General features: G+C 63.5%; 20 protein-coding genes and 1 tRNA gene. 11 read left to right on the top strand and 10 right to left on the bottom strand.

Annotated features, from left to right (window positions below; genetic code table 11):
• Genes ACXYMO_RS05255 through ACXYMO_RS05240 form a run of 4 tightly spaced genes read right to left on the bottom strand, consistent with a single transcriptional unit; the run spans position 1 to position 4,019 of the window.
• Positions 1-1,113, bottom strand: a complete 1,113-nt coding sequence (locus ACXYMO_RS05255) for a DNA polymerase III subunit delta' (protein WP_458877604.1) — start codon at positions 1,111-1,113, stop codon at positions 1-3.
• Entirely contained in the window at positions 1,110-1,745 is a 636-nt protein-coding gene (tmk, locus tag ACXYMO_RS05250; protein WP_458877603.1) for a dTMP kinase, read from the bottom strand. Before tmk ends, ACXYMO_RS05255 begins: the two co-directional genes overlap by 4 nt.
• Positions 1,742-2,941 (bottom strand): D-alanyl-D-alanine carboxypeptidase family protein, encoded by a 1,200-nt coding sequence (locus ACXYMO_RS05245; RefSeq protein WP_458877602.1) that lies wholly within the window; start codon positions 2,939-2,941, stop codon positions 1,742-1,744. Before ACXYMO_RS05245 ends, tmk begins: the two co-directional genes overlap by 4 nt.
• A complete protein-coding gene (locus ACXYMO_RS05240; protein WP_458877601.1) occupies positions 2,925-4,019 on the bottom strand; it encodes an SPOR domain-containing protein in 1,095 nt (364 codons plus the stop codon). Before ACXYMO_RS05240 ends, ACXYMO_RS05245 begins: the two co-directional genes overlap by 17 nt.
• 205 nt (positions 4,020-4,224) lie before the next feature.
• Between ACXYMO_RS05240 and ACXYMO_RS05235 the strand changes: the two genes are divergently transcribed.
• The 10 genes from ACXYMO_RS05235 (at position 4,225) to ACXYMO_RS05190 (ending at position 13,445) form a co-directional block, all read left to right on the top strand.
• Positions 4,225-4,314 (top strand) — tRNA-Ser (locus tag ACXYMO_RS05235).
• Positions 4,315-4,521: 207 nt separating this feature from the next.
• Positions 4,522-5,427 (top strand): L-threonate dehydrogenase, encoded by a 906-nt coding sequence (ltnD, locus tag ACXYMO_RS05230; RefSeq protein ID WP_458877600.1) that lies wholly within the window; start codon positions 4,522-4,524, stop codon positions 5,425-5,427.
• 43 nt (positions 5,428-5,470) lie between these two features.
• A complete protein-coding gene (gene otnK / locus ACXYMO_RS05225) occupies positions 5,471-6,754 on the top strand; it encodes a 3-oxo-tetronate kinase (protein WP_458877599.1) in 1,284 nt (427 codons plus the stop codon).
• Positions 6,751-7,401 (top strand): 3-oxo-tetronate 4-phosphate decarboxylase, encoded by a 651-nt coding sequence (gene otnC, locus ACXYMO_RS05220; RefSeq protein WP_458877598.1) that lies wholly within the window; start codon positions 6,751-6,753, stop codon positions 7,399-7,401. Before otnK ends, otnC begins: the two co-directional genes overlap by 4 nt.
• Positions 7,398-8,162: a hydroxypyruvate isomerase family protein gene (locus tag ACXYMO_RS05215; RefSeq protein WP_458877597.1), complete on the top strand. Its 765-nt coding sequence runs from the start codon at positions 7,398-7,400 to the stop codon at positions 8,160-8,162. The genes otnC and ACXYMO_RS05215 overlap by 4 nt, the downstream gene beginning before the upstream one ends.
• 89 nt (positions 8,163-8,251) lie before the next feature.
• Positions 8,252-8,968 carry a transcriptional regulator NanR gene (gene nanR, locus ACXYMO_RS05210; RefSeq protein WP_458877596.1) on the top strand — a complete coding sequence of 239 codons (717 nt, stop codon included), beginning with the start codon at positions 8,252-8,254 and terminating at the stop codon, positions 8,966-8,968.
• On the top strand, positions 8,965-10,212 hold the full coding sequence (locus tag ACXYMO_RS05205) for a ribulose-bisphosphate carboxylase large subunit family protein (RefSeq protein WP_458877595.1): 1,248 nt from the start codon (positions 8,965-8,967) through the stop codon (positions 10,210-10,212). Before nanR ends, ACXYMO_RS05205 begins: the two co-directional genes overlap by 4 nt.
• Entirely contained in the window at positions 10,209-11,567 is a 1,359-nt protein-coding gene (locus ACXYMO_RS05200; protein WP_458877594.1) for a four-carbon acid sugar kinase family protein, read from the top strand. Before ACXYMO_RS05205 ends, ACXYMO_RS05200 begins: the two co-directional genes overlap by 4 nt.
• 15 nt (positions 11,568-11,582) lie before the next feature.
• Positions 11,583-12,422 carry a phosphogluconate dehydrogenase C-terminal domain-containing protein gene (locus tag ACXYMO_RS05195; protein WP_458877593.1) on the top strand — a complete coding sequence of 280 codons (840 nt, stop codon included), beginning with the start codon at positions 11,583-11,585 and terminating at the stop codon, positions 12,420-12,422.
• A gap of 84 nt (positions 12,423-12,506) precedes the next feature.
• On the top strand, positions 12,507-13,445 hold the full coding sequence (locus ACXYMO_RS05190; protein ID WP_458877592.1) for a 2-hydroxyacid dehydrogenase: 939 nt from the start codon (positions 12,507-12,509) through the stop codon (positions 13,443-13,445).
• A gap of 30 nt (positions 13,446-13,475) precedes the next feature.
• On the opposite strand, the gene ACXYMO_RS05185 is transcribed toward ACXYMO_RS05190, so the two are convergent.
• Genes ACXYMO_RS05185 through ACXYMO_RS05160 form a run of 6 tightly spaced genes read right to left on the bottom strand, consistent with a single transcriptional unit; the run spans position 13,476 to position 19,576 of the window.
• Positions 13,476-14,405: a sugar kinase gene (locus tag ACXYMO_RS05185; RefSeq protein ID WP_458877591.1), complete on the bottom strand. Its 930-nt coding sequence runs from the start codon at positions 14,403-14,405 to the stop codon at positions 13,476-13,478.
• 37 nt (positions 14,406-14,442) lie between these two features.
• On the bottom strand, positions 14,443-15,594 hold the full coding sequence (locus ACXYMO_RS05180; protein ID WP_458877590.1) for a fumarylacetoacetate hydrolase family protein: 1,152 nt from the start codon (positions 15,592-15,594) through the stop codon (positions 14,443-14,445).
• 9 nt (positions 15,595-15,603) lie between these two features.
• Positions 15,604-16,992, bottom strand: a complete 1,389-nt coding sequence (locus ACXYMO_RS05175; RefSeq protein WP_458877589.1) for an FAD-binding oxidoreductase — start codon at positions 16,990-16,992, stop codon at positions 15,604-15,606.
• The gene (locus ACXYMO_RS05170) at positions 16,980-17,897 is read right to left on the bottom strand and encodes a dihydrodipicolinate synthase family protein (protein ID WP_458877588.1); all 918 of its coding nucleotides are present in this window, start codon (positions 17,895-17,897) and stop codon (positions 16,980-16,982) included. The genes ACXYMO_RS05175 and ACXYMO_RS05170 overlap by 13 nt, the downstream gene beginning before the upstream one ends.
• Before the next feature lie 45 nt (positions 17,898-17,942).
• Positions 17,943-18,545, bottom strand: coding sequence for a LysE family translocator (locus ACXYMO_RS05165; RefSeq protein ID WP_458877587.1), 603 nt, complete (start codon positions 18,543-18,545; stop codon positions 17,943-17,945).
• Complete coding sequence (locus ACXYMO_RS05160) at positions 18,539-19,576, bottom strand: L-idonate 5-dehydrogenase (RefSeq protein ID WP_458877586.1); 1,038 nt, start codon at positions 19,574-19,576, stop codon at positions 18,539-18,541. The genes ACXYMO_RS05165 and ACXYMO_RS05160 overlap by 7 nt, the downstream gene beginning before the upstream one ends.
• 119 nt (positions 19,577-19,695) lie before the next feature.
• Here ACXYMO_RS05160 and ACXYMO_RS05155 point away from each other — a divergent pair, with 119 nt between their 5' ends.
• Positions 19,696-20,457 (top strand): SDR family oxidoreductase, encoded by a 762-nt coding sequence (locus tag ACXYMO_RS05155; protein ID WP_458877585.1) that lies wholly within the window; start codon positions 19,696-19,698, stop codon positions 20,455-20,457.
• The last annotated feature ends 4 nt before the right edge of the window (positions 20,458-20,461 follow it).

Here is a 20,461-nt window from a genome sequence, read left to right as displayed (position 1 = left end):
TCAGCCCGCGGCGGTGTCCTGCATCTTGAAAACCGTATCTAGGACTAGGGCGGCGGGGTCAAGGTTCACCGCCTGTCCGTGACGGGCGCGGGCTGTGATCAGGGCCGAAGTTTCAGCCCAGGCGCGTCCCTTTTGCGGGTCGGCGGCAAGCCGGGCAAAGGTTTGTGCCTCGCCCGGCGCGGCCTCGGGGCTGGGCGGTGTGCCGGTGGCGCCGGTGCGGGCGAGCCGCGCCAGCGCAATGTCGATCAGGGTAAGCAGCAGTTCGAATTTTTCGGCCGCGCCACGCTGGGCGGCGGCATTGGCCAGCGCCAGCGCGCGGGGCCGGTCGAGACGGGGCAAGGTGCCCAGAATGCCGACAAGTTCGGCATAGATCTCAAGCCCGCCCAGCGAGATCAGCCGCAGCGCATCACCCACCGACCCACCGGCCAGCGCGGCCAGATGATCAGTGTTGGCGGGCAGGTCCGCCCCTGTCTGTTCCAGGGCGGCCTGCATGTCGGTCGCGTTCAGCGGCGACAGGCGCAGGGTGCGACAGCGCGACCGGATCGTCGGCAACAGGCGCGAAGGCTGGTGGGAGACGAGCAACAGTGTTGTGCGGGCGGGGGGTTCTTCCAGCATTTTCAGCAGGGCGTTCGCGGCGCTGGTGTTCATCTCGTCCGCGGCATCGACGATCACCACCCGGCGCCCGCCGTCGGTGGCCGACAGGCCAAAGAACCGGTTCAGCTTGCGCACGTCATCCACGACGATCTGGTCGCGCATGCGTTTGGTGTCGGTGTTGACGGACCGGGTGATGCAGACCAGTCCGGGTTCGCCCCCGGCGGCCATGCGGCGGGCCACGGGATGTTCGGGGTCGATATGCAGCGATGTGGGCGGGGCGCCGAACATGTCATCCCCTGCTGGTGCCGGTGTGGCCAGCAGGAACCGCGCGATGGACCAGGCAAGCGTTGCTTTGCCCACGCCGCGCGGGCCGGTCAGCAGCCAGCCGTGGTGCAGCCGCTCGGACGAAAAAGCATCAAGGAACGCCGCCTGCGCTGCATCCTGCCCGAAAATGCGCTGCGTTTCGCGCGGGTGCGGCGCACCAGGGGCCTGATCGGGAGGGGGGAAATCATCGCTCATGGCAGGGCCAGTGCTACTGTCGCGCGCACCTCGGCGGCAACGGTTTCAATGGCGCGCCCGCCGTCGATGACGTGGAACCGGTCGGAAAACTCATCCGCCAGAGCAAGGAATCCGCCGCGCATCTTGCGTTGCAGATCGGGGCCGAAATCCTCGAACCGTTCTTCGTGGCCCTTGCGCGACAGGGCGCGGTCAAGGCCGGTTTCCGGGTCCATGTCGATGAGAATGGTCAGATCCGGTTCGCGCCCGATCATCAAGGCGTGCAATTGGTCCACGACCGGGCGCAGATCGCCGCGCGACAGGCCCTGGTACATTCGTGTTGAATCGGCAAACCGGTCGCAGATCACGATCTTGCCTGCGGCCAGGGCTGGTTCGATGGTACGTTCCAGATGGTCGCGCCGGGCGGCTGTGAACAGCAAAATCTCGGTTTCTGCTGACCAGCGGTCCGGGTCGCCTTCGAGCACGAGGGCGCGGATTTCCTCGGCCCCGGGCGAGCCGCCGGGTTCCCGTGTCAACACCACGTCCCGCCCTTCGCCACGCAGGGTTTCTGCCAAAAGGCGCGCTTGGGTCGATTTGCCGGACCCGTCGATACCTTCGAAGGAAATGAAAAGACCGGCCACTTGCGACGGTGTCACGACGGGTTCGCCGGGCCGTTCGCGAACCGCGTCAAAAGCAGGTTGGCCGCCGTGCGAACCTTGACGAAAAACCCGCCGGTGGGCACCGCATTCTCGGCCACCAGCGGCAAGCGCATTTCGGGCAGTTCATCGCGGGTGATGACCAGTTCGGCCAGTTGCTGACCCTGCTGGATCGGCGCGGGAATGGGCCCGGAGTAAACCACCTCGGCCGCGATGTCGTCGCCGCCCAGAACCGGCATCAGGATCTTCATGTCCTCGGCAGGCACCAACCCTACCGATTGCTCCCGCCCCATCCAGACTTCGGCTTGGGCGATGGGCGTTCCGGCGCGGGCAACGATCTTTTCGGCAAATTGGCGAAACGACCAGTTAACGATGGCCGAGGCCTCCTCTGCGCGGCGGGTCACGCTATCCAATCCCGAGATCACGAAGACGACGCGCCGGTCACCCTGTTTGGCGGAGCCGACAAGGCCATAACCGGCCTCGACGGTGTGGCCGGTTTTCAGACCGTCCGCGCCAATATCAAGCTGCAACAGAGGGTTGCGGTTTTGTGTATTGCTGGGCGCACGTCCGTCAAAGGCAAATTCCTCTTCCGCGAACAGCGGATAGAATTCCGGGAAATCCTTGATCAGACGTTCGGCCAGAATGGCCAGATCATGCACCGACATGCGGTGCCCGGCCTGCGGCCAGCCGTTGGAATTGGTGAAAGTGGAATTCATCATGCCCATCTGCTTGGCGCGTTTGGTCATGTAGCGCGCGAAACCCGGCTCGCTGCCATCGGGGCTGAGCGCCTCGGCGATCACCGCACAGGCGTCGTTGCCGGACAGAACGATGATGCCGCGCAACAGGTCCTCGACCCGCACCTTGTCCTGGGTGTTCAGGAACATGGTCGATCCCTTGTAGCTCATCGCGTGTTCGGACACCGGCAGGCGTTCGTCCAGCGTCAGGCGGCCGTCGCGGATGGCCTCGAACGCCACGTACAGCGTCATCAGCTTGGACATCGACGCGGGCGGCAGCGGTTCATCGGCGTTCTTGTCAAGAAGAACGGTGCCGGTGCTGATATCCATCACATAAGCGGCCTTGGCCTGCGTATCAAAGGCCGACACGGGCAGCGCAGGAAGGATCAGAACAAGGGCGGCAGCAAAAAGTCGTTTGGCGGAAATCACCTTAAGTGGGCTCCTGTCAGTTGGTGACGGCATAGGCGTCTGAGAATCCGGTGTTTTTGACTTTCTTCAAAAGGGTCGCGCGCTCTGATTTTGATTGCGCGGGTCCGACGACGACGCGCCAGAATTTCTTGCCGTTCGAAGATTGCTCATAGACCGTTGGGACGATGCCTGAGCGCCGGATCTGGTCGGCGGTCCGATTGGCGTTGGATTCGACGCTGAAAATACCGATCTGGATGAAGGGTTTGTCGAGCGAAGATTTCTTGGGCTTCGGTTTGGGCGCAGGTGCGGGGGCCGGTGCCGCCACCGGTGCGGCGGTTGGCGCTGCCGCGGTTGCGGCCGGCAGTTCGGTTGCCGCGATATCGGTTGCAACGACCGTTGTGGCCCCGATGGCGTCCAGCGGCGCGTCATCCACCTTTTTCCGGCCGAACAGCTTCTGCCCGAACCAAGTTTTCTTTGGTGCGGGTTCCGTGATGATCGGTTCTTCGGCAACGGCGGCCTCGCCGACACTGGCGGTCTGCGCGCCGGCGGCATCAATCGCGGCTTCCGCCCCTGCAATCGGGTCGAGCGTGGATTCAGCAACCTCGGTCGTCTCGGGCACGGTTTCAACCGTTTCGGGGGCCGGCGTTTCGGGTTCTTCGGTCACTTCTTCGCGGCGCAAGGCGATCACGCTCAGCTGCACCGGCGCACCGGCCAGCATGCCAAGGGCGGTGGCCGCGTCGGACGAGGCCTGAATGCGGGGGCCGGGAATATCGCGTTCCCGGCGGAACAGGGCGCCGATCACGGATTTGCCATTGGCCGTATTGCGGATCATGACGCGTTCCGGTTCGTCAACATCCGGGTGGGCAACCCAGACACCGCCCAGCGACGGGCGGCCATCCCACAACCCAGCCTCGGTGGCCGAAAAGACATCCGGCGCCTCGACATCGCGTTCAATCAGCTTGGTCGGTGCGCGCGTGCTTGCGGTGGCCTCGTCCTCGGTTATGGCCGGATTGTCCTTGGGCTGAAGAAACGAAAACGTTTCCCCCTCGGCGCAGGCGGACAGTGTTGCCGTCGCCAAGATCAGCCCGGCCAGACGTTTGGCGGGTCTGTTGACATTTTGTGCTTCGCTCATCTTCGAAGTCCCTTGCCTGTTCAGGGGCCGTGTACTGCCCTTTTGCCGGTTGTTCCGGTCGTATTGCTGTTTGGCGAATTACCGCCTTTCGCGCACCATAACGCCAGAGGATCAACATGGAAAGTGTACTGCTTCGCGCTCGGCAAGAATTCCCCTGTTTTTGCTTGCCTGCCGGGCGCCAAGCGCATACATCCGGCGTCCAAGCGGGGAGGTGGCAGAGTGGTCGAATGCGGCGGTCTTGAAAACCGTTGGGCGTGAGAGCGTCCCCAGGGTTCGAATCCCTGTCTCCCCGCCACCATGCCCCAGCCGGTTTTCGCGTATTTTTTAAGTTGTTGGCCCGTTCGTCTGATGTCGAATGTCGGCAGACTCGTTGAGCGCCTTCGAGTCATGTTGAACAGGCGGCGATACGTTTTCGTTAACATATCCAGCTTCCTGGTATAGGTTTGCGCAAACATGTGGGCCGGGTGAATGACCCTGTGTCAATCAAGCCGGAGGGATGGAAATGTCAGAAAAAATGAGTGTCGCCGTGATCGGGTTGGGCTCGATGGGTTTCGGAATGGCCTGTTCGCTGCTGCGGGCCGGGGGTGTGACCCACGGGTTTGATATCAATACGGATGCGGTCGCGCGCTTTCGCGATCAGGGGGGTGCGGATGGGGCATTGCCCGATATCGCACCGACGCTGGATGCCGTCGTGCTTGTGGTGCTGAACGCAGCACAAAGCGAGGCGGCGTTGTTCGGCCCCGATGGCGTTGTGGCACGGATGAAGCCGGGGGCCGTCGTTGTGGCCTGTCCCACGGTCGCGCCCGATTTCGCCCGCGCCATGGAAGCGCGATGCCAGGCGGCGGGCGTGCATTATCTCGATGCGCCGATATCCGGCGGGGCCGTCAAGGCCGCCGAGGGACGCTTGTCTATCATGGCCTCCGGCACGCCCGAGGCCTTTGCCGCAGCAAGCCCGGTGCTGGATGCGGTTTCGGAAACAGTGTTCGAACTGGGGGATGCGGCCGGGCCGGGATCGGCGATGAAGGCCGTCAACCAGTTGCTGGCCGGTGTCCATATCGCCTCGATGGCCGAGGCAGTGACATTCGGAATGACACAAGGCATTTCGCCGGAAATGGTTCACAAGGTCATCCCGCAATGCGCGGGCACATCGTGGATGCTGGAAAACCGGTTGCCCCATGTTGTCGAGGGCGATTATGCGCCGCACTCCGCCGTCGACATCTGGCCCAAGGATCTGGGGATCGTTCTGGACATCGCCCGCAAGGCGCGCTTTTCCGCGCCGGTCACCGCGGCGGCGTTGCAGCAGTTCCTCGCCGCCTCGGGCATGGGACTGGGGCGCGAGGACGATGCTGCAGTGGCCAAGGTCTATGCCCGCAACGCCGGATTGACACTGCCAGGAGATGCGGAATGACCCCGCGAAAGATGACAGCCCGCAAAGGACGAAGGCAGGACAGATGACACCCCCCGACAAGACGACATTCATGGGCTGCATCGCGGATGATTTCACCGGGGCAAGCGATCTGGCCGGGCTTCTGGCGCGCTCGGGCGTGCGGGTGTCCCTGCGCATCGGTGTGCCCGACGGGCCGCCGCAGGACCCTGCCGCATTCGAGGTGATTGCCCTCAAGATTCGCACCGAACCTGTGGCCGAGGCGGTCGCGCAGGCGCGTGCGGCGCTGGACTGGCTGAAACGGGCCGGTGCACAGCGATTTTTCTGGAAATACTGTTCAACCTTCGATTCCACGCCGCAGGGCAACATCGGCCCCGTTGCCGAGGCGCTGATGCAGGACCTGAACGTGCAGCAGACAATCTATTGCCCGGCCTTCCCCGAAAACGGGCGCAGCATTTTCATGGGGCAGCTTTTCGTGGGGGAACAGCCGCTGGCCGAAAGCCCGATGAAAGATCACCCGCTGACACCGATGCGGGATTCAAACCTGATGCGGCTTCTGGCTCCGCAGGTGACACGCCCGGTTGACCTTGCCAATCGCCTGACCGTTGCGCAGGGACCGGCGGCCCTGTCGGCCCGGTTGGCGGAACTCGCAGGCGCGGGCGTGGCGCATGTGGTGGTCGATGCCGTGGCGGATGAGGACCTGAGCGTGATCGCAACGGCCTGCAAGGACATGCCATTGATGACCGGCGGCAGCGCCGTGGCCATGCCATTGCCCGCCCTCTGGATGCAGGACGGCACCTTGCCCGGTGACATGGCCGCGCTTGCGCGCCCCGATGTCGGGCCGCGCGCCATTGTCCTGTCGGGCAGTTGTTCGGCCATGACGCGCGCGCAGGTGGCCGCGTTTCAGGGGCAGGGACCGGCGCTGAAACTCGACGCGGTGGATCTGGCCAAAAACGGGGTGCAGGGCGCGCTGGACTGGCTGGCCGCGCAACCCGAAACAGCGGTGCCCATGATCTATGCGACCGCCGATCCGGAAACGGTTCGTGCGGCGCAAGGTCAGCTTGGTGTCGCGCGCGCCGGTGCCGTGGTCGAGGACGCACTGGCCCGGTTGGCGGTGTCCACGCGCGATCTGGGTGTGCGCCGCTTTGTCGTGGCGGGGGGCGAAACCTCAGGCGCGGTGACACAGGCGCTGGGCGTCGATCGCCTGGAAATCGGGGCGGAAATCGCGCCCGGTGTGCCGTGGTGCTTTGCCCGGACCGACGGGCAGAACATTGCGCTGGCGCTGAAATCCGGCAATTTCGGCAGCGAAACATTCTTTGCCGAGGCATTGAGCAGGTTGGAGGCGACATGAGCGAGGAAGCCCGCCTGCGCGAACAGATCTGCCTGTTGGCGAAATCCATGTTCGACCGGGGCCTCACCGGGGGCAGCACCGGAAATATCTCGGCCCGAACCCCCGATGGCGGGTTGCTGGTCTCGCCCACGGGAACCAGCTTTGGGCGGCTCGACCCTGGTCGGCTCAGTCGGTTTGACGGGCAGGGCACTTTGATCGACGGGGACCCGCCGACCAAGGAAATGCCACTGCACAGTGCGTTTTATGACACGCGCAGCACCGCCGGGGCGGTGGTGCATTTGCATTCGTGTCATTCCGTCGCCCTGTCGATGATGCCTGATGCGGACGCGGATAATTTCCTGCCGCCGCTGACCCCCTATGGGATCATGAAACTGGGCAAGGTGAAACTGTTGCCCTTCTTCCTGCCCGGCGATCCCGCCATGGGCGAGGCGGTGCGCGGGCTGGCCGGAAAACGGTCTGCGGTGATGCTGGCCAACCATGGCCCGGTCGTGGCGGGTAAGGACGTCGAGGCCGCCTGCAACGCCATCGAGGAACTGGAAGATACCGCGCGATTGGCCTTGCTGACGCGCGGACTGTCTCCCCGCATGCTGAGCCAGGCGCAGGTCCGGGCCCTTGTCACCAAATTCGACGTGGAGTGGGACGGATGAAGTTTTCGGCAAACTTGGGTTTCTTGTGGAATGACAGGCCATTGGCCGATGCAATTCGCGCGGCCCATGCGGCCGGGTTCGATGCGGTCGAATGCCACTGGCCCTATGATCAGCCGGTCGCGGATGTGCGCGCCGCGCTGGAGGACACCGGGCTTGAAATGCTGGGGCTGAACACAAGCCGGGGCAACACGGCCATCGGCGAAAACGGTCTTGCTGCGCTGCCCGGGCGCGAAGAGGAGGCCCGCGCCGCGATCGACCAGGCATTGGCCTATGCGGTCGAAACCCGCACGGGGATGGTGCATGTCATGCCCGGATTTTCCGGCGGACCCCGCGCACATGACACCTTCTGCGCCAATCTGCGCTATGCCTGCGCCGCCGCCGCGCCGCTGGGAATCACCATCCTGATCGAGCCTTTGAACCACTACGATGCGCCCGGCTATTTCCTGTCCACATCCGAACAGGCCGCCGCGATCATTCATGAGCTGGGACAAGAGAACCTCGCCTTGATGTTCGACTGTTACCATCTGCAGATCATGGAAGGCGATCTGACGCGCCGTCTGCGCCGGCTGTTGCCGATCATCGGGCATATCCAGATCGCCGCCGTTCCGGACCGGGGCACACCCGATCACGGCGAACTCGACTACGCCCACGTTCTGGGTGAAGTGGCCCGGATGGGGTGGGACCGTCCCATCGGTGCCGAGTACAAGGTGCAGGGCGATACGGCAGAGACCTTAAACTGGCTTGGTAAATACAGGTCGTAACCTTCTGAATTTAAACCGAGTGTAAAGAGATTGATCGGCCCCGTGCAACGGCGCTGGTCAAGGGGCGTTGGTCACGCTATCAAACTGGTATGATGAGTGTACCAGAATCAATTCGCCCCCGAAAACTCTCGGACGAGGTGCAGCACCGGCTGTTGACTCTGATCCGTGAAAACGGTCTCGCGCCCGGTGACCACCTGCCGTCCGAGCGTGAGCTGATGACCCGATATGATGTTGGGCGACCGGCCATTCGCGAAGCGATGCAAAGCCTTCAGCACATGGGCGTGATCGACATTCGCCATGGCGAACGCCCACGCATCGCCGCGCCCTCGCTGGATGGGCTGGTCGATCAGCTGGGCACGTCGATGCAGCATTTGCTCAAGCATTCGGACACATCACTGGATCACCTGAAAGAGGCGCGTGTCACGCTTGAGGCGGAGATGGCGCGGATCGCGGCGCAGCGCCGGTCCGAGACGGATCTGGCTGCCCTGCGCGACATTCTGGATCGGCAGGCCACAGCGCGAAATGACCCCGAGGCCTTTCTGGAATGGGATGGTCGGTTTCACCGCCAGATCGCGGCGATTTCCCGCAATCCGATTTTCGAAACGATTTCGCATGGGGTGTTCACCTGGATGCGCGCCTTTCACGTGGAGCAGGTCCGCAAGCGCGGGCTTGAGGCGCTGACGCTGGCCGAGCACCGCGCAATCCTGGAGGCGATCGAAAGCGGCGACAGCGCAGGCGCGGCGGCGTGCATGCGGGCGCATCTGGAACGCGCCAACGCGCTTTATCATCAGGAGAACGCGCAATGACCGACCGGATCGAAGCGGACTACCTGATCGAAACCGCGCTGGACCCGGCGGCGGCCGTGGCCGCAATGGCGGGCGAGCAATCCTCGGGGACCTTTGTATCGGTGCCCGGCGAAACACCGGAATTGCGTGACCGCTCGGCCGCGCGGGTGGTGTCACTTGAGATCATGGGGACCGTTGATGGGCCGTCCTTGCCCGGCAGCCAATCGGGCGGGCGGGTCGTTCAGGCCCGTGCAACCCTGTCCTGGCCCATGGGAAATGTCGGTCCTGACCTGATGAACCTGATGGCAACGGTCGCGGGCAACCTGTTCGAACTGAAACAATTCTCGGGTCTGCGCCTGCTGGATATCCGCCTGCCACAGGCCTTTGCCCAGGCGGGGCCGGGACCGCGATTTGGGATAGAGGGAACAAGGCGTCTGGCCGGGGTGCAGGCGGGGCCATTGATTGGCACAATCGTCAAGCCGTCGGTCGGATTTCGCCCCGAAGAAACCGCTGTATTGGCCGGCACACTTGCTCAGGCGGGGATCGATTTCATCAAGGACGACGAATTGCAGGCCAACGGGCCCAATTGCCCGTTTGAAGACCGCGCCCGCGCGGTGATGCGCGTGCTGAACGATCATGCGGAGCGGACCGGGAAAAAGGTGATGTTTGCCTTTAACCTGACGGGCGAGGTGGACGATATGCGCCGCCGTCACGATCTGGTGCGCGACCTTGGCGGGACCTGCGTCATGGTCAGTCTGAACTCGGTCGGGCTGAGCGGGATGCTGGGCCTGTCGCGCCATTCCGAATTGCCCATTCATGCGCATCGTAACGGTTGGGGGTATCTGTCCCGCCATCCGGCCCTTGGATGGTCCTATCCGGCGTGGTCGAAATTCTGGCGGATCGCGGGTGCGGACCACATGCATGTCAACGGTCTGCAGAACAAGTTCAGCGAAGCGGATGACAGTGTCATCGCCTCGGCGAAATCCCTGCTGACCCCGCTATTCGACGACCACCCCTGTGTTGCAATGCCCGTGTTTTCATCCGGCCAGTCCGCGATCCAACCTCCTGAAACCTATCGACGGCTCGGCAGTGCCGATTGCATCTATGCGGCCGGCGGCGGGATCATGGCGCACCCGGACGGACCCGTGGCCGGCGTCCGGTCCCTGCGCGAGGCATGGGAGGCGGCGATTGCCGGTATCCCGGCGCAGGAGTATGCCGCCACCCATCCCGCACTGGACCGGGCATTGCAGGCTTATCGCAAATGACGGCCCTGCCTGACGGGTTTCTGGTGGCGTGGTACGGGGATGATTTCACCGGATCCGCCGCGACGATGGAGGTGCTGCAATTCGCGGGGCTGCCCTCGGTGCTGTTTCTGGACATTCCGACGCCCGCTCAACTGGCCCGGTTTCCCGACGCACGCGCCATCGGCATCGCAAGCACGGCCCGCGCGCACGGTCCGGCATGGATGGATCGGAACCTGCCGCCCGCCTTCGGGTTCCTGCGCGACACCGGCGCGCCCATTGTGCATTACAAGGTTTGCTCGACGCTGGATTCCGCACCCCATGTCGGCTCCATCGGCAAGGCCATCGACATTGGCGCGCCAATCGTGGGCGGGCCGTGGGTGCCCTGCCTGATCGCAGCGCCCGAAATGCGGCGTTATCAGGCCTTTGGACATTTGTTTGCCGGCGCACCCGATGGGGTTTTCCGGCTGGACCGGCACCCGGTCATGGCGCGCCATCCGGTGACGCCGATGCAGGAATCCGATGTGGCGCGGCATTTGGGGCAACAGACCGGGCGGCGGTTTGGCATGATCACGCTTGAGGATCTGAACCGCGACGCGGCCGCGTGCCTGCAGCGCGAAACAGAAAACAGCGCCGAGGTGATTTGTCTGGACAGCATGACCCGCGCGCATATGTCAGCCTGCGGTGGTCTGATCTGGCCCCAGACGGGGCGGCAGATTTTTTGTGTCGGATCGCAGGGTATCGAATTTGCGCTGGTGGCCCACTGGCAGGATGCAGGTCTGATTGATCCGCCACCCGCCGCCGGATCGGCAGGCCCGGTCGGGCAGATGCTGGCGGTCTCGGGATCGGTGTCGCCAGTGACCCGTGGCCAGATCGATTGGGCCCAAAACAACGGGTTCGAACCGATTTCGCTGGATGCAGCCACGGTGGTGACCAGTTCGCCGGGGGAGGAAGAGCGCGTCATCGACGCGGCGCGCACAGCCCTGACGCAGGGGCGCGATCCGTTGATCTTTTCCGCCCGTGGTCCGGACGATCCCGCCGTGCAGGCGATGCGCGCCGCAGCCAATCGCGCGCAGGTGCCCGAAGATGTCGCAAATGCGCGGATCGGGTCGGCCCTTGGACGCATTCTAGCGCGGCTTTTGCGCGAAACCGGCATTCGCCGCGCAGTGATTTCGGGTGGCGATACCTCGGGCCATGCCGCGCGTCAGCTGGACCTGTTCGCCTTTACGGCTCTGGCGCCGACAACGCCCGGGGCGGCCCTGCTTGCGGCGCATTCGGATGACGCCGCCCTTGCCGGTCTGCAACTGGCGTTGAAGGGCGGGCAAATGGGCAGCGAAGATTATTTCGGTTGGATAAAACGCGGCGGTGGCGCCGCATAAGGAAGGAATGGGAACATGACAAAAGTGGCTTTGCTGGGCGCCGGCGGAAAGATGGGGGTGCGTCTGGCACAGAACCTCAAGGCGTCGCGGTTCGACATCGACCATGTCGAGATATCGGACGAAGGACGCGCGCGTCTGTTGGCCGAGGTCGGGGCAGAAGCCGTGGATCAGGACGTCGCTTTGGCCGGGGCGGATGTGGTTCTGATGGCGGTTCCCGACCGGCTGATCGGCAAGATCGCCCATACGTTCATCGACAAGGTCAAACCCGGCACCTCGATCATCGTGCTGGATGCCGCCGCACCCTATGCAGGCGAGATGCCCGAACGCGCGGATGTAACCTATTTCTGCACCCACCCGTGTCATCCCAACATCTTTGACACCTCGCCCGATATCGCGGCGCAAAAGGACTATTTCGGCGGAATCGCCATGCCGCAGGGGATTGTCTGCGCACTGATCCAGGGCCCGGAGCAGCATTACGCACTGTGCGAGGAAATCGCCAAGGTGATCTATGCCCCGGTGGCCCGGTCGCACCGCTGCACACTTGAAAACATCGCCGTTCTTGAACCGGCCCTGTCGGAAACCGTTGCCGCGACCCTGTCGCTGGCATTGCGCGACGCGACGGACCGCGCGGTTTCGATGGGTGTGCCCGAGGCGGCGGCGCATGATTTCGTGCTGGGTCATCTCAAAATCGAACTGGCGATTGCCTTCGGCATTTTCCCCGAGGGCAAATTTTCGGACGGGGCCTTGATGGCGATTGATCAGGCCAAGACGGTGATCTTTCAGGACAATTGGCTTGATAATGTCTTCAACCTCGATGCGGTGAAAAAATCGGTTGAATCGATCTGCGCGGGCTAGGCGCAGGGCAGGGCGGTTGACACGCTGCGTCAATCGCCTATTCGTTTGGTATACCATTTTCACCCTATCCCGAAGGAGCACGCCATGACCGCAACCCTCGTTATCGGCCCCTACAGCGAGTCCGATCTTTCCGCGCTGAGCGACACGTTTCAGCCTGTGTTCCTGGATCATCCGTCCAAGGTGGGCAACATGGGTGAACCCACGCGCCAGGGCGTGACGGCGCTGGCCTATAAGGGGCACCACCCGTTTGGGGCCGCCGAAATGGATTTGCTGCCCAATCTGGGTCTGATCGCGAATTACGGGGTCGGCTATGATGCCATTGACGTGGCTGCGGCGGATGCCCGGTCGGTCAAGGTGACCAACACGCCGGATGTTCTGAACGACGATGTGGCGGATTTGGCCGTGGCCATGTTGCTGATGCAGCAGCGCGAAATGTTGCAGGCGTCGGAATGGGCGCATTCGGGACAGTGGAAAGCCAAGGGCGAATACCCGCTGAACCGCAAGGTCAGCGGGTCCACGGCGGGGATTGTCGGCCTGGGGCGGATCGGGCGCGAGATTGCCGACCGTCTGGCGGCCTTCAAAATGGATATCCACTATTTCGCCCGCTCGGAAAAAGAGACCCCCGGCTGGACCTATCACGGGGATCCGGTGTCTTTGGCCAAGGCCGTCGACTATCTGGTGATCGCCCTTGTGGGCGGGGCAGACACCGAGAAATTCGTTTCGGCCGAGGTGATCGAGGCCTTGGGGCCGCGCGGTGTTCTGGTCAATATTTCACGCGGGACGACCGTGGACGAAGCCGCGCTTCTGGAAGCGCTGGAACAAGGCAAGATCGCTGGCGCCGGGTTGGACGTGTTCCTGAACGAACCTGACATCGACCCGCGGTTTTACAAGCTGAACAACGTGGTCATTCAACCCCATCAGGGGTCGGGCACGGTGCAAACGCGCGCCGCCATGGGCCAGCTTCAGCGCGACAACGTGTCGGCGTTTCTTGCCGGGAGTGCGCTTTTGACACCCGTCAACTGATCCTTGGAGGGGGCGACAGCCTGCCTATGATCAGGAGCTTGCGCTGCCACCCTCGAAGATACCGGGCACCAGAGCGCCCTTGGCCTGTATGACCTTTGCGGCCAACGCCATGGCCTGCTCCGCGGCCTCCTCGCGCGGTGTCCCCGTGGCGATCCCGGCCACGAAGGCCGCACCGAAACTGTCCCCGGCGGCGGTCGTGTCCACCACCTGAGCGACGTTGTGCACCGGCAGGTCCAAGGTTCCTGCTGCGCGGTCCCACAGGGTCAGCGCCTCTCCCCCGTTCTTGACGGCGACAACATTGGCCCCGCCGTCGCGATAGCGCGCAATGGTGTCCTTCGGCGTGGCATCCCCGAAGAGTTGCGTTTCTTCGTCAAAGGACGGCAGCACCACATCGGCGACCGCGGCGCCAAGGGTCATTTCGGCCTTCATCGTTGCGGTGTCCTCCCACAGGCGCGGCCGCAGGTTCGTGTCGAACGCGACCAGCGCCCCACCGGCGCGCGCCGCTGCGATGGCGTCGCGCAGGTTTGCGCGATGCGCCGGTGACAGGATGGCCAGCGTAATGCCCGAGAAATAGATCACGTCGCGCTCTTGCAGGGTCTCGGTGAGCCAAGCTGTATCCTCGGCCAGGCATTTGGCCGCCGACTGGCTGCGCCAGTAGGAAAAGCTGCGTTCGCCCTTGTCGATGCTGATCATGTAAAGGCCGACGGTCCGGTCCGGGACGGCGCGCAAGGATGTGGTGTCGATGCCCTGATCGCGCATGAACTGCGCCATTTCGTGCGAGACGGCGTCGGTTCCGATACAGCTGGCATAGCCGACCTGCCAGTCGGGCGGCAAAAGACGCCGCGCATACCAGGCGGTGTTAAAGGTGTCCCCGGCAAAACCGCGGCGATAGGTGTCGCCGTCAAGCTGGGCCAGTTCGACCATGCATTCACCGATGCAGAGAAAACGGTTCCGGGTCATGACGGGGCCATGTCCCCGGATTTCGGGCGCGGGGTGGTCACAACAGCCCCCGACCGGACAGGTTGCGCATCAGCGCCGATGTTCCAAAGGTCCATTCCGGGCATTCCGTCGACAGGCGCACCGTGTTTTCCAATGCGCCCAGCGTCGGTTCGGAAATGGTGACCACGTCGCCGCCGTGATGGGTGAACCCCTGACCCGGGCCATCGCGGTCCTTGACCGGCGCGAACATGGTGCCAAGGAACAGAAAGAAGCCGTCGGGGTACTGGTGATGCCGGCCAATGGTCTGGGCAACGATGCTTGCGGGGTCGCGGCTGATCTTGGTCATCGAGGACGCGCCGTCCAGAACGAACCCGTCCTCCCCCTCGACCCGCATGGACAACTCGGCCTTGCGCACGACATCCAGCGAAAATTCGGCGTCAAACAGGCGCAGAAAGGGGCCAATCGCGCACGAGGCGTTGTTGTCCTTGGCCTTGCCCAGCAAAAGGGCCGACCGCCCTTCGACGTCACGCAGGTTCACGTCGTTGCCAAGGGTCGCGCCGACAATGTCGCCGCGCGCGTTGATTGCCAGCACGATTTCGGGTTCCGGGTTGTTCCATTTGGAGATCGGGTGCAGGCCCACGGCCGCGCCCCAGCCAACGGCGGCCATGGGCTGGCATTTGGTGAACACCTCGGCGTAGGGGCCGATCCCGACTTCAAGGTATTGCGACCAGAGCCCTTCGGCCAACAGCACCTCTTTGACCTGCGTCGCGGCGGATGAGCCGGGGGTGATGCCCGACAGGCTGTCGCCGATCACCGATTTGACCTTTTGCCGGATCGCCTCGGCGCGGTCGGGATCGCCTGCGGCCTGTTCCTCGATTACGCGTTCGACCATGGATTCCGCGAATGTGACACCGCTGGCCTTGATCGCCTGCAAATCGGCCGGGGCCAGAAGGTGCAGGTCATCCGCGCCGGCCGATGAGGTGGAGCCCGCAACCAGGTCGCCCAGCGTGCCGATCGACTCGCCCTGGGCGGCGCGGGCCGCATCGGCGGGTGAAGTATGTTCAAGCAGCGCCTGCATCGTGGGGATGTCCCGGCTGGTGATGTCCGTCACATCGTCGCGATCAAGCCGCACAACCGCAGGGCCGATGCCGGGCCGCCAGACGCGCCCGACAAAGGTGGCGTCAGGATGAGGGTTGGAATGGGGTAGCATCGCAGTCTCCTATTCGGCGGGGGGCAGCATCTTGCCGGGGTTGAGGATGTTCATGGGATCAAGGCTGGCCTTGATCGCGTGCATGACCGCAAGGGCCGGGCCATGTTCGGCGACCATGTATTTCTGTTTGCCCAGTCCCACGCCATGTTCACCGCTGACAGTCCCGCCCAGCCGCAGCGCGGTTTCGGCCAGTGCCTTGGTAAAGTCTTCGGCGCGGGCCATTTCGTCGGGGTTGTCGGGGTCGACACTGATGCCAGCGTGAAAATTCCCATCGCCCACATGGCCGACGATGGTGCTGGTCAGGCCCAGCCTGACCGCATCTTGTTGTGCCTGTGTCACCGCTTCGGCCAGTTTCGAGATGGGCACGCAGACATCCGTGGGCCAAAGGTGTTTGCCCTGTCCCAGCGCGGCCGAAGCATAATGCGCCTTGTGCCGCATCGCCCAAAGCGCATTGCGCGCCTCGGTCGTTTCGGCGGTTTGCCAGCCTTCGGCGCCAAAGTCGCGCGCGATTTCGCCGAAGATTTGCGATTGTTCGGCAACAGCGGCGGACGTGCCGTGGAATTCCAGAAACAGGTGCGGTTGTTCGGGCAGACCTGCCTTGGCATAGGCGTTGAACCCCTTGACCATCATCTCGTCCAGCAACTCGATCCGGGCCATGGGCAGACCCGACTGGATCGTCAGGATCACGCAGTTCACCGCATCCTCGACCGATGCGAAACGGCAGGTCGCGGCCGAGATCGCCTCGGGGATGCCCTGCAGGCGCAGGGTGATTTCGGTGATGATGCCCAATGTGCCTTCGGAGCCGACCAGCAGATGGGTCAGATCGTACCCGGTGGACGATTTACGCGCCTGTGTGCCGGTGCGGATGATGGTGCCGTCGGCCAGCACGGCTTCAAGCGCCAGAATGTTTTCGCGGATCGTGCCATAGCGCACGGCGGTGGTGCCGCTGGCGCGGGTGGCGGTCATACCCCCGATCGAGGCATCGGCGCCCGGATCGACCGGAAAGAACAGTCCCGTTGTGCGCAACTCCTCGTTCAGCGCTATGCGGGTGATGCCCGGCTGGACCACGGCGTTCAGATCCTCGGCATTGACGGCCAGCACCCGGTTCATGCGGTTCATGTCCAGGCTGATGCCCCCTGCGACCGCCAGATGCTGCCCCTCAAGCGAGCTGGCCGCGCCATAGGCGACCACCGGACAGCCGGTTTCGTTGCAAATGCGCAGGATCTGCGACACCTCTTGCGTGGTTTCTGGATAGGCCACCGCATCGGGCGGCGTTTGGGGGTAATAGGTTTCGTTCTGCCCGTGCAGATCGCGGTCGGCAGTCGCCGTGACCAACCGGTCGCCAAGAATGCCCTGCAAGGCGTTCAAGGCAGATTTCACATCCCTTACTTGCCCCATGACAGCACCATGGGGTCCAAGGGGCGCAACAGCTCCAACAGCATGGCGCGGGTGTCGGGATGCAGCGCCGGAATCGGATGGCGGCAGAATTCCGAGGCGATCACGCCGCCTTCGACCATGGCGGCCTTGGCGGCCCGGAATCCGCATTGGCGGTTTTCATGGTTCACTGCCGGCAGAACACGGGCATACCCGTCAATCGCGGCCTGCCGGTTGCCGGCCAGAAAATCGCGCACAATCGGCCCGATCAGATCGGGGATCATGGCGCTGGTCATGGTGCCGGTCGCCCCGGCATCCAGATCGGCCAGCAGGGTAATCGCCTCTTCGCCGTCGAACGGTCCTTCGATTGCGGGCCCGCCCGCGGCAATCAGCGCGCGCAGCTTGGCGGCGGCCTGGGGGCATTCGATCTTGAACAGTTTCAGCATCTCGATCTCGTTGGCCATACGAACCAACAGGGGCACGGGCAGGTCCACGCCCGAAAGGGGCGCGTCCTGCAACATGATCGGGATGCCAACCTCGCCCACGGCGCGGAACTGTTCGAACGTCTGTTCCGGCGTGCCCTTGAGTAGGGCGCCGTGATAGGGCGGCATCATCATCACGATATCGGCGCCCAGCGATTTCACCAGTTTCGCCCGCTCGACCACGATGGGCGTGGCATAGTGGCTGATCGTCACGATCACCGGCACGCGCCCGGCCACATGCTCTAGCGACAGGCGGGTCAGGGTGTCCCGCTCGGCATCGGAAATCAGGAACTGTTCGGAGAAATTGGCAAGAATGCAGATGCCGTCGACGCCTTGGTCGATCATGCAGTCCAGAACGCGTTTCATACCATCAAGGTCAAGGCTGCCGTCGTCGTTGAACGGGGTTGGCGCGACGGGCCAGATGCCCGAATAGGTGTGGTCAGTCATGTGAACGTCATGTCCGTATGGTTGCCGAAAAGGAAAGAGAGGGCTTCATTTTGCTATCCCGGATGCGGACCAGATCGCCAGGGCCACGACTCCCAGCATCGACAGGGCCATCAGCATGTTGATCGACCGCTGTGTACGCTCGGACAGGTCAAGCCGGTGCAGCGCCACCCCGGCCCAAAGCCAGGTCAGGTGAATCGGGATCCAGATGGCGTTCATGATCAGGGCCTTGGACAGGATTTCAAACACCAGGTTGTCGGGTGCGAAATTGAACCCCGTCATCAGCGAGGTATTGACCGCGTAAGCCTTGGGGTTGATCGCCTGCAACAGGATGCCGCCAAGAACGCCGGGCGCGGTGGTGGCCGCGATGAAGGATATTTTCGACCCCGCAAAGGCGATGCGCGCGGCGAGATACAGCAAGTACCCGACCGAGCCGATCATGAGCGCGGTGCGCAGCCACGGGATGGCCAGAACGATGGCGGCCAGTCCGCTGACCACGGCCAGCATCACAAGGTTGGTGCCCAGGAACAGGCCCAGCACGTATTTCAGCGAGGGGCGGAACCCATAGGCCGCGCCAAACCCGGCGGTGGTCATCACGCCTGGGCCGGGCGTGATGATTAGGAACAGAACCGCCGCGGCAAAGGTCAGCATGCACCAAACTCCAGCTGGACCTTCATCGCACGCGACCTGTCACCGGCTGTGGCAAAGGCGGTTTCATAATCGGCCAGCGGAAAGCTGTGGGTGATCAGCGGTTTCACGTCTATCAGCCCCTGTTCCATCATCCGCACCGCAATGGCGAATTCCTCGTGAAAGCGGAAAGACCCCATAAGCGATAGCTCCTTTGCCGTGATCTGCATCATCGGCAGGCTCATGTCGCCCGACAGGCCCAGTTGGATGATCTTTCCTTGCGGTCGCAAGGTGGCGATGCCTGATACCAGCGCAGGCTGGGCGCCCGAGCATTCAAACAACACATCCAGCGTGCCCTTGTCATTGGTATAGGGGGCCAGCGCGTGGGGATCGGCAGCAGTGTTGAGCGCCCGGTCCGCCCCGGCAGCACGGGCAATTTCCAGAACGGTGTCGGCAATGTCGGTGGCGATGATTTCTGCCGCCCCGGCCCGCCGCGCGGCCAGAATGACCAGAATGCCGATCGGGCCGCACCCGGTGACCAGAACACTCCGCCCCAGCATTTCACCGGCCCGGCGCACCGCATGAAGGGCCACGGACAGGGGTTCGGCCATTGCCGCCTCGGCCGCGGACAGGCCATTTGCGCGCACGCATTGCGACGCGTCGGCAATCAGACCTTCGCGAAAGGCCCCCTGAATGTGGGGAAAGGGCATGGCCGAGCCGTAAAACCGCATGTTCAGGCATTGGTTGGGCAATCCGCGCAGGCATTCCGTGCAGTGGCCGCAGGGGCGCGAGGGCGAGATGGCGACCAAGTCGCCCACGGCCAGATCGCTGACGCCGTCGCCCAGTTCAGAAACACGCCCCGCAACCTCGTGGCCCAGTATCATCGGTTCGCGCAGCCGCACCGCGCCGAACCCGCCGTGGTTGTAATAATGCAAGTCCGACCCGCAGATACCGCCGCGTTCCAGCGTGATGCGCACCTGTCCCGGACCCGGCGTGCCGGGCGCGCAATCAGCCAGGCGCAGATCATGTGCCGCATGTGCGTAAAGAGCTTTCATAGGCTGAATCCTTCCGGCAGGGGGTTTGACTTGCAATGCCCCTAGAATGGTATACCATTTTTATCAAGGCGGGTTTGCAGGGCGTTGTCAACTCTGACACCCGCGTTCTGGGAGGTGATATGCAATCATTCAATCTGGCCGGCCGCACCGCATTGGTGACCGGTTCATCCATGGGTATCGGGTTTGGCCTTGCGCGCGGGCTGGGGCAGGCAGGGGCCAGGCTGGTTCTGAACGCGCGCAACCGGGATCGGCTGGCCGAGGCGGCGGATACGCTGCGCGCCGAGGGGTTCGATGTCGAAACCCTGGTATTTGACGTGACAGATGACAAAGCGGTCAAAGCCGCGATTGACGGATACGAGACACAGAATGGTCCCATCGACATTCTGGTCAATAACGCGGGCATGCAGCATCGTGCCCCGCTTGAGGATTTCCCGGCCGACGCGTTTGATCGGCTGATGCGCACCAATGTCTATTCGGCCTTCTATGTCGGGCAGGCGGTCGCGCGCCATATGATCGGGCGCGGTGCGGGCAAGATCATCAACATAGCCAGCGTTCAGACCGCTTTGGCCCGCCCAGGGATTGCGCCCTATACCGCGTCCAAGGGGGCCATCGGCAACCTGACCAAGGGCATGGCGACCGACTGGGCCAAACACGGGTTGAACTGCAACGCCATTGCGCCGGGCTATTTCGATACGCCGCTGAACGCCGCACTGGTCAGCGACCTGGAATTTTCCGCATGGTTGGAAAAACGCACTCCGGCCGGGCGCTGGGGCCAGATCGAGGAACTGGTGGGCGCCTGCGTCTTTCTGGCCTCGAATGCGTCGAGTTTCGTGAACGGTCATACGCTTTTTGTGGATGGCGGTATTTCAGCAAGTCTCTGAGGGA

This window comes from Arenibacterium sp. CAU 1754 (assembly GCF_054482635.1).
This window is presented reverse-complemented; position numbering and strand designations above follow the sequence as displayed.

Bases quoted from the DNA above. Each gene is read 5' to 3' on its own strand.
- ACXYMO_RS05255 (WP_458877604.1), bottom strand. From the start codon at position 1,113: ATGAGCGATGATTTCCCCCCTCCCGATCAGGCCCCTGGTGCGCCGCAC.
- ACXYMO_RS05245 (WP_458877602.1), bottom strand. From the start codon at position 2,941: ATGCCGTCACCAACTGACAGGAGCCCACTTAAGGTGATTTCCGCCAAA.
- ACXYMO_RS05240 (WP_458877601.1), bottom strand. From the start codon at position 4,019: ATGAGCGAAGCACAAAATGTCAACAGACCCGCCAAACGTCTGGCCGGG.
- ltnD (WP_458877600.1), top strand. From the start codon at position 4,522: ATGTCAGAAAAAATGAGTGTCGCCGTGATCGGGTTGGGCTCGATGGGT.
- otnK (WP_458877599.1), top strand. From the start codon at position 5,471: ATGACACCCCCCGACAAGACGACATTCATGGGCTGCATCGCGGATGAT.
- otnC (WP_458877598.1), top strand. From the start codon at position 6,751: ATGAGCGAGGAAGCCCGCCTGCGCGAACAGATCTGCCTGTTGGCGAAA.
- ACXYMO_RS05215 (WP_458877597.1), top strand. From the start codon at position 7,398: ATGAAGTTTTCGGCAAACTTGGGTTTCTTGTGGAATGACAGGCCATTG.
- nanR (WP_458877596.1), top strand. From the start codon at position 8,252: ATGATGAGTGTACCAGAATCAATTCGCCCCCGAAAACTCTCGGACGAG.
- ACXYMO_RS05205 (WP_458877595.1), top strand. From the start codon at position 8,965: ATGACCGACCGGATCGAAGCGGACTACCTGATCGAAACCGCGCTGGAC.
- ACXYMO_RS05200 (WP_458877594.1), top strand. From the start codon at position 10,209: ATGACGGCCCTGCCTGACGGGTTTCTGGTGGCGTGGTACGGGGATGAT.
- ACXYMO_RS05195 (WP_458877593.1), top strand. From the start codon at position 11,583: ATGACAAAAGTGGCTTTGCTGGGCGCCGGCGGAAAGATGGGGGTGCGT.
- ACXYMO_RS05190 (WP_458877592.1), top strand. From the start codon at position 12,507: ATGACCGCAACCCTCGTTATCGGCCCCTACAGCGAGTCCGATCTTTCC.
- ACXYMO_RS05185 (WP_458877591.1), bottom strand. From the start codon at position 14,405: ATGACCCGGAACCGTTTTCTCTGCATCGGTGAATGCATGGTCGAACTG.
- ACXYMO_RS05180 (WP_458877590.1), bottom strand. From the start codon at position 15,594: ATGCTACCCCATTCCAACCCTCATCCTGACGCCACCTTTGTCGGGCGC.
- ACXYMO_RS05175 (WP_458877589.1), bottom strand. From the start codon at position 16,992: ATGGGGCAAGTAAGGGATGTGAAATCTGCCTTGAACGCCTTGCAGGGC.
- ACXYMO_RS05170 (WP_458877588.1), bottom strand. From the start codon at position 17,897: ATGACTGACCACACCTATTCGGGCATCTGGCCCGTCGCGCCAACCCCG.
- ACXYMO_RS05165 (WP_458877587.1), bottom strand. From the start codon at position 18,545: ATGCTGACCTTTGCCGCGGCGGTTCTGTTCCTAATCATCACGCCCGGC.
- ACXYMO_RS05160 (WP_458877586.1), bottom strand. From the start codon at position 19,576: ATGAAAGCTCTTTACGCACATGCGGCACATGATCTGCGCCTGGCTGAT.
- ACXYMO_RS05155 (WP_458877585.1), top strand. From the start codon at position 19,696: ATGCAATCATTCAATCTGGCCGGCCGCACCGCATTGGTGACCGGTTCA.